Origin of the sequence: Pseudomonas sp. URIL14HWK12:I6, from assembly GCF_000514195.1 — a bacterium.
Taxonomy (GTDB): domain Bacteria; phylum Pseudomonadota; class Gammaproteobacteria; order Pseudomonadales; family Pseudomonadaceae; genus Aquipseudomonas; species Aquipseudomonas putida_A.
The window spans coordinates 127,086-140,770 of sequence record NZ_KI911360.1; the positions used below are offsets into that span (position 1 = coordinate 127,086).

The window sequence follows — 13,685 nt, forward strand, 5'->3', positions numbered from 1 at the left end:
TTTCCCTTTGCTTTCAGGCTTGTACGAGACCAGATGTGGCCGCGCCGTGAACAGAGGGTTTGCGTGTTGATTTAACTGGGTTACGCTCGAACCAAGCCAGATGTTCAATCCAAACAATGGAGTTCAGCATGGGTTACAAGAAGATTCAGGTTCCAGCCGTCGGCGACAAAATCACCGTCAATGCAGACCATTCTCTCAATGTTCCTGATAACCCGATCATCCCCTTCATTGAAGGTGACGGCATTGGCGTCGACGTCAGCCCGGTGATGATCAAAGTGGTTGATGCTGCCGTGGCCAAGGCCTATGGGGGCAAGCGCAAGATTTCCTGGATGGAGGTTTATGCTGGCGAAAAAGCGACCCAGGTCTACGACCAGGACACTTGGCTGCCCCAGGAAACCCTGGACGCCGTCAAGGATTACGTGGTCTCCATCAAGGGCCCGCTGACCACCCCGGTCGGTGGTGGCATCCGCTCCCTCAACGTAGCCCTGCGCCAGCAACTCGATCTGTATGTGTGCCTGCGTCCCGTGGTGTGGTTCGAAGGTGTGCCAAGCCCGGTGAAAAAGCCTGGCGACGTCGACATGGTGATTTTCCGCGAGAACTCCGAAGACATTTATGCCGGTATCGAATGGAAGGCCGGCTCCCCTGAGGCCACCAAGGTCATCAAGTTTCTGAAAGAAGAAATGGGCGTCACCAAGATCCGTTTCGACCAAGATTGCGGTATCGGCATCAAGCCTGTTTCCAAGGAAGGCACCAAACGTCTGGTGCGCAAGGCCCTGCAATACGTGGTGGACAACGACCGCAAGTCGCTGACCATCGTGCACAAGGGCAACATCATGAAATTCACCGAAGGTGCCTTCAAGGACTGGGGTTACGAGGTGGCGAAGGAAGAATTCGGCGCCGAGCTGCTCGATGGCGGCCCATGGATGAAATTCAAGAACCCGAAAACCGGCCGTGAAGTCATCGTCAAGGATGCCATCGCCGACGCCATGCTCCAGCAGATCCTGCTGCGTCCGGCCGAGTACGACGTGATCGCCACGCTGAACCTCAACGGTGACTACCTCTCCGACGCCCTGGCGGCGGAAGTGGGCGGTATCGGTATCGCGCCGGGCGCCAATCTGTCCGACACCGTGGCCATGTTCGAGGCGACCCACGGTACCGCGCCGAAGTACGCCGGCAAAGACCAGGTCAACCCGGGTTCGGTAATTCTGTCGGCCGAGATGATGTTGCGTCACCTGGGCTGGACCGAAGCGGCTGACCTGATCATCAAGGGCACCAACGGCGCCATCAAGGCCAAGACCGTGACCTATGACTTCGAACGTCTGATGGAAGGTGCCACGCTTGTGTCTTCTTCGGGCTTCGGTGAGGCGATCATCAAGCACATGTAAGAGTGGCAGTCGCAACGAAACCGCCCGGCTCGAGTGATCGAGCCGGGCGGTTTGTTTTCTGGCAGGTGTTCGGGTTGCTTCAGCTGGTCACTGATTGGTGCTGAGCGGCTGTCGAGGCACTATCTTTTGCGGTCTCGACATTCTGAATTTTTGTCGCGTGCAGGCCTTTTGGCCCTTGCACGATCTCGAATTTAACTATTTGCCCTGCTTTGAGGGTTTTGTACCCGTCCATTTCAATGGCGGAGTAGTGAGCAAAGAAATCGATGTCCTTGCCATCCTCGTCCTTCCCCTCGCGGGCATCGGTATTGATGAAGCCGAATCCCTTGGCATTGTTGAACCACTTGACCTTGCCGACAGCCATGCTCAAATCCCTCTGCAACAGACTCCATCGCTGGAGTATCATCCAGGACATCCGCAATCTAATCCGTTAAAAGGATTGACTCCGCGGATCTTTTTTACCCACTGTGGGCTCTATTGGTTGTAACACCGTTTTCCCGATAGTCAAGGTGACCGGGCAGTCGGAGTTGAAAAGGTGTACAGCCGCCCCCACCACTGTATTTGCACAACTGACGAACCTTTCTTTCCATGCATGCAATCAGCCAGATTCGACTAACATTCAATCAGGATCGCCCGCTTCTCCAAAAGGATCATCCAGAGGAGCACGACGACGATTCGGCAGGCGTTGCTGTTCAGGAAGCAAAGCCTGCGTTACAGGCGCCGCCGATGTACAAGGTGGTTTTGTTCAATGATGACTACACACCGATGGATTTCGTCGTCGAAGTGCTCGAGGTGTTTTTTAACCTGAATCGCGAGCTGGCGACCAAGGTCATGCTGGCCGTTCACACAGAAGGACGGGCAGTATGTGGAGTGTTTACCCGCGACATCGCCGAGACAAAGGCCATGCAGGTCAACCAGTACGCCAGGGAAAGCCAGCATCCGCTACTCTGTGAAATCGAGAAGGACGGTTAATCGCCGACCACTTGGGTATGAGGTGAAGCTATGTTAAACCGCGAGCTCGAAGTCACCCTCAATCTTGCCTTCAAGGAGGCTCGTTCGAAGCGTCATGAATTCATGACCGTCGAACACCTGCTGCTGGCCCTATTGGACAATGAGGCTGCCGCCACCGTATTGCGTGCCTGCGGCGCAAACCTCGACAAACTCAAGCACGACCTGCAGGAGTTCATCGACTCCACCACGCCACTGATCCCCGTCCATGACGAAGATCGCGAAACCCAGCCAACCCTGGGCTTCCAGCGTGTACTGCAACGTGCTGTCTTCCATGTGCAGAGCTCGGGCAAACGCGAAGTAACCGGCGCCAACGTGCTGGTTGCAATCTTCAGTGAGCAAGAGAGTCAGGCCGTATTCCTGCTGAAACAGCAGAGCGTTGCGCGCATTGATGTCGTCAATTACATCGCTCACGGCATTTCCAAAGTGCCAGGGCACGGCGATCACTCTGAAGGTGAACAAGATATGCAGGACGACGAGGGCGGTGAGTCTTCTTCTTCAGGCAATCCGCTGGATGCTTATGCCAGCAATCTCAACGAACTCGCGCGCCAGGGTCGGATCGATCCGCTGGTCGGCCGCGAATCGGAAGTCGAGCGTGTCGCGCAGATTCTCGCGCGTCGGCGCAAGAACAACCCGTTGCTGGTCGGCGAGGCAGGCGTGGGTAAAACCGCGATTGCCGAAGGCCTGGCCAAGCGGATTGTCGACAACCAGGTGCCGGATCTGCTGGCCAATAGCGTCGTCTATTCGCTCGACCTCGGCGCTCTGCTCGCAGGCACCAAGTATCGCGGTGATTTCGAGAAGCGCTTCAAGGCGCTGCTCAATGAACTGAAAAAACGTCCGCAGGCGATCCTGTTCATCGACGAGATCCACACCATCATCGGTGCGGGCGCTGCGTCCGGTGGCGTAATGGATGCCTCGAACCTGCTCAAGCCGCTGCTGTCGTCTGGCGACATTCGCTGCATCGGCTCGACCACGTTCCAGGAATTTCGCGGCATCTTCGAGAAGGATCGTGCGCTGGCACGACGCTTCCAGAAGGTCGATGTCGTCGAACCGTCGGTGGAAGACACCATTGGTATCCTGCGCGGCCTGAAAGGGCGTTTCGAACAGCACCACAACATCGAATACAGCGATGAGTCGTTGCGCGCCGCTGCCGAGCTGGCATCGCGCTACATCAATGACCGGCATATGCCGGACAAGGCCATCGACGTGATCGACGAGGCGGGTGCCTATCAGCGCCTGCAGCCGGTCGAGATGCGCGTCAAGCGCATCGAAGTGCCGCAGGTTGAAGACATTGTGGCGAAGATCGCGCGGATTCCACCAAAACACGTCACCAGCTCCGACAAGGAATTGCTGCGTAACCTGGAGCGCGACCTGAAGCTGACGGTGTTTGGTCAGGATGCGGCGATCGATTCGCTGTCGACCGCGATCAAACTGTCCCGTGCCGGCCTCAAGTCGCCTGACAAGCCAGTCGGTTCGTTCCTGTTCGCAGGTCCTACCGGTGTCGGTAAAACCGAGGCCGCGCGGCAACTGGCCAAGGCGTTGGGTATCGAACTGGTGCGCTTCGACATGTCCGAGTACATGGAGCGCCACACCGTATCGCGTCTGATCGGTGCGCCTCCGGGCTATGTCGGCTTTGATCAGGGCGGTCTGTTGACCGAAGCGATCACCAAGCAGCCGCACTGTGTATTGCTGCTCGATGAAATCGAGAAGGCGCATCCGGAAGTCTTCAACCTGCTGCTGCAGGTGATGGACCACGGCACGCTCACCGACAACAACGGGCGCAAGGCGGATTTCCGCAACGTGATCGTGATCATGACCACCAACGCCGGCGCCGAAACCGCGGCGCGTGCTTCGATCGGTTTCACCCATCAGGACCACTCGTCTGATGCGATGGAAGTGATCAAGAAGAGCTTCACGCCGGAGTTCCGTAACCGTCTGGACACCATTATCCAGTTTGGTCGCCTCAGCCATGAGGTCATCAAAAGTGTGGTGGACAAGTTCCTTACCGAACTGCAGGCGCAGCTGGAAGACAAGCGTGTGTTGCTGGAGGTTACCGATGCGGCGCGCAGTTGGCTGGCGGCCGGTGGTTACGATTCGGCGATGGGCGCACGTCCGATGGCGCGTCTGATCCAGGACAAGATCAAGCGTCCGCTGGCGGAGGAGATTCTGTTTGGCGAGCTGGCCGAGCATGGCGGTGTGGTGCACATCGACATCAAGGATGGTGAGTTGACGTTTGACTTTGAGACTACGGCGGAGATGGCCTGACTGCTTGGTTGTTGGTTTAGAGGGCGCCTTCGGGCGCCTTTTTGTTGGCGGATGTTTTTGGGTGTATATCCGTTGCTGCGGTAACGGCCACTTAGGGTTCCGCCCTTACGGCGGGTCACTTTTGGCAAACGCCCCAAAAGTAACCAAAAGGTCTGTGCCCTGACGTTCGGCCCTCGCTTAGGCTCGGGTTCCTTCGCTGCGGAATTCATCCGGGGGCAGCGCCTACGGTTTGCTTCGCTGCACCTCCTCTCGCTGTGTTTGGCTGCGCCAAACGGTCGCTGCGCTCCCACCCCCGGATAAATCCCTCCACTCAGCCTGCCGACGGGCCCTCAGATCAAAAGCGGTACTCGAGCTAACGCTCATTGTGTTGAGTGGGGCGGCTTCGCCGCAGGGTTGCACGCTCTCTGAATTGTAGGAGCCAGCCTGCTGGCGATGGCGGCCTGACAGCCGACCAATCTCTTGCTGATGCCCCCAATCCACTGTGGGAGCGGGCTTGCTCGCGAAGGCGGCCTGCCAGCCGACCAATTTCTAACTGAATGCATCCAGTGCCATGCAGGAACTGCCGAAGGCTGTGATTTTTTGATCTGCTTTGGCTTTGGCTTTTGATGTAGCTTTTGATCTTCAGCCCCTTCGGCAGGCCGAGCGAAGGTGTCCATCAGGGGGTAGGCGCGCAGCGCCATGCGGCGAAGCCGCATCCATCGAGAGGAGGTGCAGCGAAGCAAACCGGAGGCGATGCCCCCTGATGGGCACCGTAGCGAGGGAACACTGAGCCTCAGCGAAGTGCCGTACGCCGGGGGAAGCCTTTTTGGTTACTTTTTCGGCGTTTGGAAAAAGTGACCCGCCGTAAGGGCGGAACCGTAATCAGCAACCCCCGCAGCAACGGATATGCTCACAAACCCAAACCCAAACCCAAATCGCAGACAAACAAAAACGCCCGGCAAAGCCGGGCGTCTTGTATTGACTTGATTAGCGAGCGCGGTAAGTAATGCGCCCTTTGCTCAAGTCATAGGGCGTCAGCTCGACGCGCACTTTGTCACCGGTAAGAATACGAATGTAGTTCTTGCGCATCTTGCCGGAAATATGCGCGGTTACGACGTGCCCATTTTCCAACTCCACACGAAACATGGTGTTGGGCAGGGTGTCGACGACAGTGCCTTCCATTTCGAAGCTGTCTTCTTTCGACATGCAGTAAAGCCCTCGGTGTCCAATGAATGGCCCGGTGCAACTGCGCCAGGCAAAAGCGGCGTGCATTGTGCCCGAAAAAGGGGGTTCAAGCCAAGGGGTTTACGGCTTGCGATTAGTTCAGGATCACCCAGCGCTGATTAATCAGCAATTCGATGGGGCGATACTGGGTCTTGTAGTTCATCTTTTTGCAGTTCTTGATCCAGTAACCGAGATACACCGCCTCTAGCCCCAGGCGCTGGCTTTCGGTGATTTGCCACAGGATTGCGAAACGACCCAGGCTGCGGCGCTCTTCGTCAGGTTCGTAGAAGGTATAGACCGCTGACAAGCCATTGGGCAGCAGATCGGTCACCGCGACGGCGAGTAACCGTCCGTCGAGACGAAATTCATAAAAGCGCGAGAAGGGCAGATCGCGCACCAGAAAGGTCGAGAACTGGTCACGACTTGGCGGGTACATGTCGCCGTCGGCATGGCGCTGCTCGATGTAGCGCTGGTACAGATCGAAATATTCTTCGCTGAAGTGCGGTTTTACCGGGCGTACCTGCAGATCGGCATTGCGTTTGAAAATGCGTTTCTGCTGGCGGTTGGGCAGGAACTGCGCCACCGGGATGCGTGCAGGCACGCACGCATTGCAATTCTGGCAATGGGGCCGATACAGATGATCGCCGCTGCGACGAAAACCCATTTCCGACAGGTCTGCGTAGACATGCACATCCATGGGCTGACTCGGGTCGAGAAACAGCGTCGTCGCCTGCTCCTCGGGCAGATAACTGCAGGAATGAGGCTGAGTGGCATAGAACTTCAAGCGCGCCAACTCGGTCATGATCAACCCTCGGGATAAGCTGGTGAATTAAGTGTAAGCCACGCGCGCAAAAGTCGCTCAGCAAACCCAAGTGGCACGACTGGGTTGATCCAGATGGCGAGCCAGATAGTCGGCGAATTCCTGGCGGGGGATCGCGCGGGCGCCGAGGCTGTGCAGATGATCGGTCGGCATCTGGCAGTCAATCAGAACGAATCCCGCTTCCTTCAGATGCTGCACCAGCGTGGCAAAGCCGAATTTGGAGGCGTTGTCGGCGCGGCTGAACATCGATTCGCCGAAAAACAGCTGACCCATCGCCAGGCCATACAGGCCGCCGACCAGTTGGCCATGATCCCAGACCTCTACCGAGTGGGCGAAGCCGCGGCGGTGCAGTTCGAGGTAGGCGTCCTGCATGGCTTCGGTGATCCAGGTGCCGTCGGCGTAATCCCTGGGGGCGGCGCAGGCACGGATCACGGCGTCGAAATCCTGATCGAAAGTCACCTGGTAGCGTTGCTTGCGCAGCAATTTGCCGAGGCTGCGCGAGACATGCAGTTCGTCGGGAAACAGCACGGTGCGTGGGTCCGGCGACCACCAGAGGATCGGCTGGCCTTCGGAGAACCACGGAAAACAGCCGTGCCGGTAAGCCTGCACCAGCCGATCGGCGGACAGATCGCCACCGGCAGCCAGCAATCCATTGGGATCGCGCATGGCCTTTTCCAGGGGCGGGAAGGTCAGGGAATTGCGTTGTAACCAAGTCAGCATGGCGTCCAGGCTTGCAGAAGGGGAGGGCAGTGCGGGCATCAGGCCCGCGATAAAGTGTGCCGTTAAATGACAGGAATGTCGTCCAGATACTTCTCCGCGTCCAGTGCCGCCATGCAGCCGGCGCCGGCCGAGGTCACGGCCTGGCGGTAGACGTGGTCGGCCACATCGCCGGCAGCGAAGACGCCGGGGATCTCCGTGGAGGTGGCGTCGCCGTCGCTGCCGCCCTTGACCAGCAGGTAGCCGTCGCGCATTGGTAATTGGCCCTGAAACAGGTCGGTGTTGGGTTTGTGGCCGATGGCGATGAACACGCCGGCCAGTGTCAGTTCGTGGGTCTGCCCGGTATGGCTGTCACGCAGGCGCGCGCCGGTCACACCGCTGGCATCGCCCAGCACTTCGTCCAGATTCTGGTTCCAGTGCAGGCGAACGTTGCCATTGGCGGCTTTTTCGAACAGTTTGTCCTGGAGGATTTTCTCCGAGCGCAATTTGTCGCGGCGGTGGATCAAGTGCACCTCTTTGGCGATGTTCGACAGATACAGCGCCTCCTCGACAGCGGTGTTGCCACCGCCCACCACGGCGACCACCTGATTGCGATAGAAGAAGCCGTCACAGGTCGCGCAAGCCGAAACCCCTTTGCCGGCGAAGGCTTCTTCCGAAGGCAGGCCCAGATACTGCGCCGAAGCGCCGGTGGCGATGATCAGGGCGTCGCAGGTGTAAGTGCCACTGTCGCCGATGAGCTCGAACGGGCGCTGCTGCAACTTGGCGGTGTGGATGTGGTCGTAAACGATCTCTGTGGCAAAGCGCTCGGCGTGTTTTTGCATGCGCTCCATCAGCGCCGGACCGGTCAGTCCTTCGACGTCGCCAGGCCAGTTGTCGACTTCGACGGTGGTGGTGAGCTGACCACCGGCCTGCAGCCCGGTAATTACCACCGGTTTGAGGTTGGCGCGGGCGGCGTACACGGCGGCGCTGTAACCGGCGGGGCCGGAACCGAGAATGATCAGGCGTGAATGCTTCGCTGCGTTCATCAAATACACCTCATAAGCCTTTGTCACAAAAGGCAATGCATGCTCAAATTGAACCGCAGGATTTGTGCGCTTGGCTATGCTCAGCTATGGGGTTTGAAGCATGGCATCAGCCGCACAAACCCGTACAATGCCGGGCTGTTACAGAATATTTGTAGAGCGCTGTGTTTATGGCTGTGTTTATAAAAGCTGCGGCACAGTGTTAAAAGTAGTCTCAGATGCGCCGGTTCACTTTTTTACCTGCCTGGATTGGGCAGTTTTTTATCGACATTCAATAGATGGACGCGCCCCAGGCGCAGGAAAAGAAGCGTTTTGAAGAAATCCACCGCAGCACCAAAAACAGTCGTTCCGCTCTGGCGCCAGCAATTGCACTACCGGCTCAAGGAAGGTGCATTGATCGCCATCGGTGCCTTGTGCCTGTTCCTGATGATGGCCTTGCTGACCTACGGCAAGGATGATCCGGGCTGGAGCCACAACAGCAAGATTGACGACGTGCAGAATTTCGGCGGCCCCGCCGGTTCTTACAGCGCCGACATCCTGTTCATGGTGCTGGGTTACTTCGCGTACATCTTCCCGCTGCTGCTGGCGGTCAAGGCGTATCAGATCTTCCGTCAACGTCACGAGCCGTGGCAGTGGAGCGGCTGGCTGTTCTCCTGGCGCCTGATCGGTCTGGTGTTTCTGGTGCTGTCCGGCGCCGCGCTGGCGCATATCCATTTTCATGCGGCCACCGGCCTGCCGGCGGGCGCGGGCGGGGCGCTGGGCGAAAGTCTCGGTGATCTGGCGCGCAATGCCCTGAATATTCAGGGCAGCACGCTGTTGTTCATTGCGCTGTTCCTGTTTGGCCTCACGGTGTTCACCGACCTGTCGTGGTTCAAGGTGATGGACGTCACCGGCAAGATCACTCTCGACCTGTTCGAACTGTTTCAGGGCGCGGTCAACCGCTGGTGGTCGGCCCGAACCGAGCGTAAGCAACTGGTTGCGCAACTGCGTGAAGTCGATGATCGCGTTCACGATGTGGTCGCCCCGACTGTCACCGACAAGCGTGAACAGGCCAAGGTCAAGGAACGTCTGATCGAGCGCGAGCAGGCCCTGAGCAAGCACATGTCCGATCGCGAGAAGCAGGTACCGCCGGTCATCGCCCCGGCCCCGGCCAAGGCGCCGGAGCCAAGCAAGCGTGTGCAGAAAGAGAAACAGGTGCCGTTGTTCGTCGACAGCGCCGTGGAAGGCACCTTGCCGCCGATCTCGATCCTCGATCCTGCGGAAAAGAAACAACTCAATTATTCGCCGGAATCCCTGGCAGCGGTCGGCCACTTGCTGGAGATCAAGCTCAAGGAATTCGGTGTCGAAGTCACCGTGGACTCGATCCACCCGGGCCCGGTGATTACCCGTTACGAAATCCAGCCAGCAGCCGGCGTCAAAGTCAGCCGCATCGCCAACCTGGCGAAAGACCTTGCACGTTCGCTGGCCGTGACCAGTGTGCGGGTGGTCGAGGTGATTCCGGGCAAGACCACGGTCGGTATCGAGATCCCCAACGAAGACCGGCAGATCGTGCGTTTCTCCGAAGTGCTGTCGACTCCCGAGTACGACAACTTCAAATCGCCGGTCACCCTGGCCCTGGGCCACGACATCGGCGGCAAACCGGTCATCACCGACCTGGCGAAGATGCCGCACCTGCTGGTCGCCGGTACCACTGGTTCCGGTAAGTCGGTGGGCGTGAACGCGATGATCCTGTCGATCCTGTTCAAATCCGGCCCGGACGACGCCAAACTGATCATGATCGACCCGAAAATGCTTGAACTGTCGATCTACGAAGGCATTCCGCACCTGCTGTGCCCGGTCGTGACCGACATGAAGGACGCCGCCAACGCCCTGCGCTGGAGCGTTGCCGAGATGGAACGTCGCTACAAGCTGATGGCGAAGATGGGTGTACGTAACCTGTCCGGCTTCAACGCCAAGGTCAAGGAAGCCCAGGACGCTGGCGAGCCGTTGAGCGATCCGCTGTACAAGCGCGAAAGCATTCACGACGAAGCGCCGCTACTGCAGAAACTGCCGACCATCGTCGTGGTGGTCGACGAATTCGCCGACATGATGATGATCGTCGGCAAGAAGGTTGAAGAACTGATTGCGCGTATCGCACAGAAAGCGCGTGCCGCCGGTATTCACCTGATCCTCGCGACCCAGCGACCTTCGGTGGACGTGATCACCGGTCTGATCAAGGCCAACATTCCGACGCGTATGGCGTTCCAGGTGTCGAGCAAGATCGACTCGCGGACCATCATCGACCAGGGTGGCGCCGAACAACTACTCGGTCACGGTGACATGCTCTACATGCCACCGGGCACCAGCCTGCCGATCCGGGTGCACGGCGCGTTCGTTTCCGACGATGAAGTGCACCGCGTGGTCGAAGCCTGGAAACTACGTGGCGCACCGGAATACAACGATGACATCCTCAACGGTGTTGAAGAGGCGGGCAGCGGTTTCGAAGGCAGCAGCGGTGGTGGTGACGGTGATGATCCGGAAGCCGACGCGCTGTATGACGAAGCCGTACAGTTCGTCCTGGAAAGCCGCCGGGCGTCGATTTCCGCGGTACAGCGCAAGCTGAAGATCGGTTACAACCGCGCTGCGCGCATGATCGAAGCCATGGAAATGGCCGGGGTCGTCACCTCAATGAACACCAACGGTTCGCGTGAAGTTCTGGCCCCGGGCCCGGTTCGCGACTGACTGCAAAAGCAAAAGGCGGGACAATGATGTGCCGCCGCTCTCCCAACGAGTATTCAAGAGGACTCCCATGCGTCTTATCCGCATGCTGTTGCCAGTACTGGCGCTGACCACGTTCACGGCCCACGCCGACGACAAGGACGTGGCGCGTCTGACCCAATTGCTGGAAACATCGAAAACCCTGACCGCGAACTTCTCGCAGCTGACCCTCGACGGCAGCGGCACGCAGTTGCAGGAAACTCGCGGTGATATGGTTCTGCAGCGTCCGGGCCTGTTCTACTGGCACACCGAAGCGCCAAACGAGCAGACCATGGTCTCCGACGGCAAGAAGGTCACCCTGTGGGACCCGGACCTGGAACAAGCCACCATCAAGAAGCTCGACGAGCGCCTGACCCAGACCCCGGCGCTGCTGCTGTCCGGTGACGTGTCGAAGATCAGCCAGAGCTTCGAGATCAGCGCGAAAGAGGCGGGCGGCGTGATCGACTTCACCCTCAAGCCGAAGACCAAGGACACCCTGTTTGACAGCCTGCGCCTGTCGTTCCGCAACGGCCTGGTCAATGACATGCAACTGATCGACAGCGTTGGTCAGCGCACCAACATCCTGTTCACCGGGGTCAAGGCCAACGAAGCGGTGTCGGCGTCGAAGTTCAAGTTCGACATCCCGAAGGGTGCCGATGTAATTCAGGAATAAACGCATAACCTTGTGGGAGGGGGCTTGCTCCCGAAGGCGGTGGATCAGTCGCCATCGATGTCGAATGGCACACCGCTTTCGCGAGCAAGCCCGCTCCCACAGGGGTAAATGATCGGTCTCAAGATCTGATAGAGGTTTCAACGCTACGTGATGGATCTGTTTCGCAGTGCACCGATTGCCCAGCCACTGGCCGCGCGTTTGCGTGCGACCAATCTGGATGAGTATGTCGGTCAGGAGCACGTGCTCGCTCGCGGCAAGCCTCTGCGTGAGGCGCTGGAGCAGGGTGCCCTGCATTCGATGATCTTCTGGGGGCCGCCGGGCGTGGGTAAGACCACCCTGGCGCGATTGCTCGCGGAAGTCTCGGATGCGCACTTCGAAACGGTCTCGGCGGTGCTTGCCGGGGTCAAGGAGATCCGTCAGGCCGTTGAAATCGCTAAACAGCAGGCCGGGCAGTACGGCAAGCGCACGATCCTGTTCGTCGATGAAGTGCACCGCTTCAACAAATCGCAGCAGGATGCGTTCCTGCCGTACGTCGAAGACGGCACGCTGATTTTCATCGGCGCCACTACCGAAAACCCTTCGTTTGAATTGAACAACGCGCTGTTGTCGCGGGCCCGCGTCTATGTGCTGAAAAGCCTCGACGAGACCGCGCTGCGCAAACTGGTACATCGCGCGCTCACCGAAGAGCGCGGGCTGGGCAAACGCAACCTGACCCTCAGCGATGAAGGCTTCCAGATGCTGCTGTCGGCCGCCGATGGTGATGGCCGGCGCCTGCTCAATCTGCTGGAGAACGCCTCGGATCTGGCTGAAGACAACAGCGAGATGGGCACCGAGCTGCTGCAAAGCCTGCTCGGCGATACCCGACGGCGCTTCGACAAGGGCGGCGAAGCGTTCTACGACCAGATCTCCGCGCTGCACAAATCGGTACGCGGCTCCAACCCCGATGGCGCGCTGTACTGGTTCGCGCGGATGATCGACGGCGGCTGCGATCCGCTGTACCTGGCCCGGCGCGTGGTGCGCATGGCCAGCGAAGATATCGGCAACGCCGACCCGCGTGCTCTGAGCCTGTGCCTGGCGGCGTGGGAGGTGCAGGAGCGCCTCGGCAGCCCGGAAGGCGAATTGGCGGTGGCTCAGGCCATCACCTATCTGGCCTGCGCGCCGAAAAGCAACGCGGTGTACATGGGTTTCAAGACTGCACTGCGCGCCGCTGCCGAATACGGTTCGCTGGAAGTGCCGCTGCACTTGCGCAATGCACCGACCAAGCTGATGAAGCAATTGGGCTATGGTGACGAATACCGCTACGCCCACGACGAACCGGACGCCTATGCCGCCGGCGAAGATTATTTCCCGGAAGAGCTCGAACCGATCCCGTTCTATCAACCGGTGCCCCGTGGCCTGGAATTGAAGATCGGCGAGAAGCTCAACCACCTTGCCCAACTCGACCGTTTAAGCCCAAGACAGCGGAGAAAATAGTGCTTCCATTGATCGTTGCAGTCTCCGTCGGCGGGATTGCCGGCACCCTGTTGCGCTTCGCCACCGGCAATTGGGTCAACGCCAATTGGCCGCGGCACTTCTATACCGCGACGCTGGCCGTTAATATCGTGGGCTGTCTGCTGATTGGCGTGTTGTACGGCCTGTTTTTGATACGCCCGGAGGTGCCGATCGAGGTGCGTGCCGGGTTGATGGTCGGCTTCCTCGGGGGGCTGACGACTTTTTCATCCTTTTCACTGGATACGGTGCGCCTGCTGGAAAGCGGGCAAGTGCCGCTGGCCCTGGGCTATGCGGCGATCAGCGTATTCGGCGGGCTGCTCGCGACGTGGGCCGGCCTGTCCCTGACCAAACTTTGATAACGAGAAACC

At 58.9% G+C, this 13,685-nt stretch carries 12 protein-coding genes; 7 read left to right on the plus strand and 5 right to left on the minus strand.

The window, feature by feature from the left end; genetic code table 11:
- Positions 1–128: 128 nt before the first annotated feature.
- Positions 129–1,385, plus strand: a complete 1,257-nt coding sequence (icd, locus tag H043_RS0128600; RefSeq protein WP_003223831.1) for an NADP-dependent isocitrate dehydrogenase — start codon at positions 129–131, stop codon at positions 1,383–1,385.
- Positions 1,386–1,464: 79 nt separating this feature from the next.
- Here icd and H043_RS0128605 read toward each other — a convergent pair whose 3' ends face one another.
- Positions 1,465–1,746 carry a cold shock domain-containing protein gene (locus H043_RS0128605; protein ID WP_027614669.1) on the minus strand — a complete coding sequence of 94 codons (282 nt, stop codon included), beginning with the start codon at positions 1,744–1,746 and terminating at the stop codon, positions 1,465–1,467.
- Positions 1,747–1,970: 224 nt separating this feature from the next.
- On the opposite strand from H043_RS0128605, the gene clpS reads away from it, so the two are divergent.
- Both clpS and clpA read left to right on the plus strand, forming a co-directional pair.
- Entirely contained in the window at positions 1,971–2,354 is a 384-nt protein-coding gene (gene clpS / locus H043_RS0128610; protein ID WP_027614670.1) for an ATP-dependent Clp protease adapter ClpS, read from the plus strand.
- Between the two features lie 30 nt (positions 2,355–2,384).
- Positions 2,385–4,655 carry an ATP-dependent Clp protease ATP-binding subunit ClpA gene (gene clpA, locus H043_RS0128615; RefSeq protein ID WP_007964841.1) on the plus strand — a complete coding sequence of 757 codons (2,271 nt, stop codon included), beginning with the start codon at positions 2,385–2,387 and terminating at the stop codon, positions 4,653–4,655.
- A gap of 966 nt (positions 4,656–5,621) precedes the next feature.
- Here the strand turns inward: clpA and infA are convergent.
- The 4 genes from infA to trxB all read right to left on the minus strand — a co-directional run bounded on the left by infA (position 5,622) and on the right by trxB (position 8,420).
- The gene (gene infA / locus H043_RS0128620; protein ID WP_002553999.1) at positions 5,622–5,840 is read right to left on the minus strand and encodes a translation initiation factor IF-1; all 219 of its coding nucleotides are present in this window, start codon (positions 5,838–5,840) and stop codon (positions 5,622–5,624) included.
- A 112-nt stretch (positions 5,841–5,952) separates the two neighbouring features.
- Positions 5,953–6,660 carry an arginyltransferase gene (locus H043_RS0128625; protein WP_027614671.1) on the minus strand — a complete coding sequence of 236 codons (708 nt, stop codon included), beginning with the start codon at positions 6,658–6,660 and terminating at the stop codon, positions 5,953–5,955.
- A 57-nt stretch (positions 6,661–6,717) separates the two neighbouring features.
- Positions 6,718–7,398: a leucyl/phenylalanyl-tRNA--protein transferase gene (gene aat, locus H043_RS0128630; RefSeq protein WP_027614672.1), complete on the minus strand. Its 681-nt coding sequence runs from the start codon at positions 7,396–7,398 to the stop codon at positions 6,718–6,720.
- Positions 7,399–7,460: 62 nt separating this feature from the next.
- Positions 7,461–8,420 carry a thioredoxin-disulfide reductase gene (trxB, locus tag H043_RS0128635; protein WP_027614673.1) on the minus strand — a complete coding sequence of 320 codons (960 nt, stop codon included), beginning with the start codon at positions 8,418–8,420 and terminating at the stop codon, positions 7,461–7,463.
- A gap of 309 nt (positions 8,421–8,729) precedes the next feature.
- Between trxB and H043_RS0128640 the strand changes: the two genes are divergently transcribed.
- The 4 genes from H043_RS0128640 (at position 8,730) to crcB (ending at position 13,673) form a co-directional block, all read left to right on the plus strand.
- On the plus strand, positions 8,730–11,138 hold the full coding sequence (locus tag H043_RS0128640; protein ID WP_027614674.1) for a DNA translocase FtsK: 2,409 nt from the start codon (positions 8,730–8,732) through the stop codon (positions 11,136–11,138).
- A gap of 67 nt (positions 11,139–11,205) precedes the next feature.
- A complete protein-coding gene (lolA, locus tag H043_RS0128645) occupies positions 11,206–11,826 on the plus strand; it encodes an outer membrane lipoprotein chaperone LolA (protein WP_007966612.1) in 621 nt (206 codons plus the stop codon).
- Positions 11,827–11,976: 150 nt separating this feature from the next.
- Complete coding sequence (locus H043_RS0128650) at positions 11,977–13,299, plus strand: replication-associated recombination protein A (protein ID WP_003223849.1); 1,323 nt, start codon at positions 11,977–11,979, stop codon at positions 13,297–13,299.
- Positions 13,299–13,673 (plus strand): fluoride efflux transporter CrcB, encoded by a 375-nt coding sequence (gene crcB / locus H043_RS0128655; protein WP_027614675.1) that lies wholly within the window; start codon positions 13,299–13,301, stop codon positions 13,671–13,673. The genes H043_RS0128650 and crcB overlap by 1 nt, the downstream gene beginning before the upstream one ends.
- Positions 13,674–13,685: the final 12 nt, after the last annotated feature.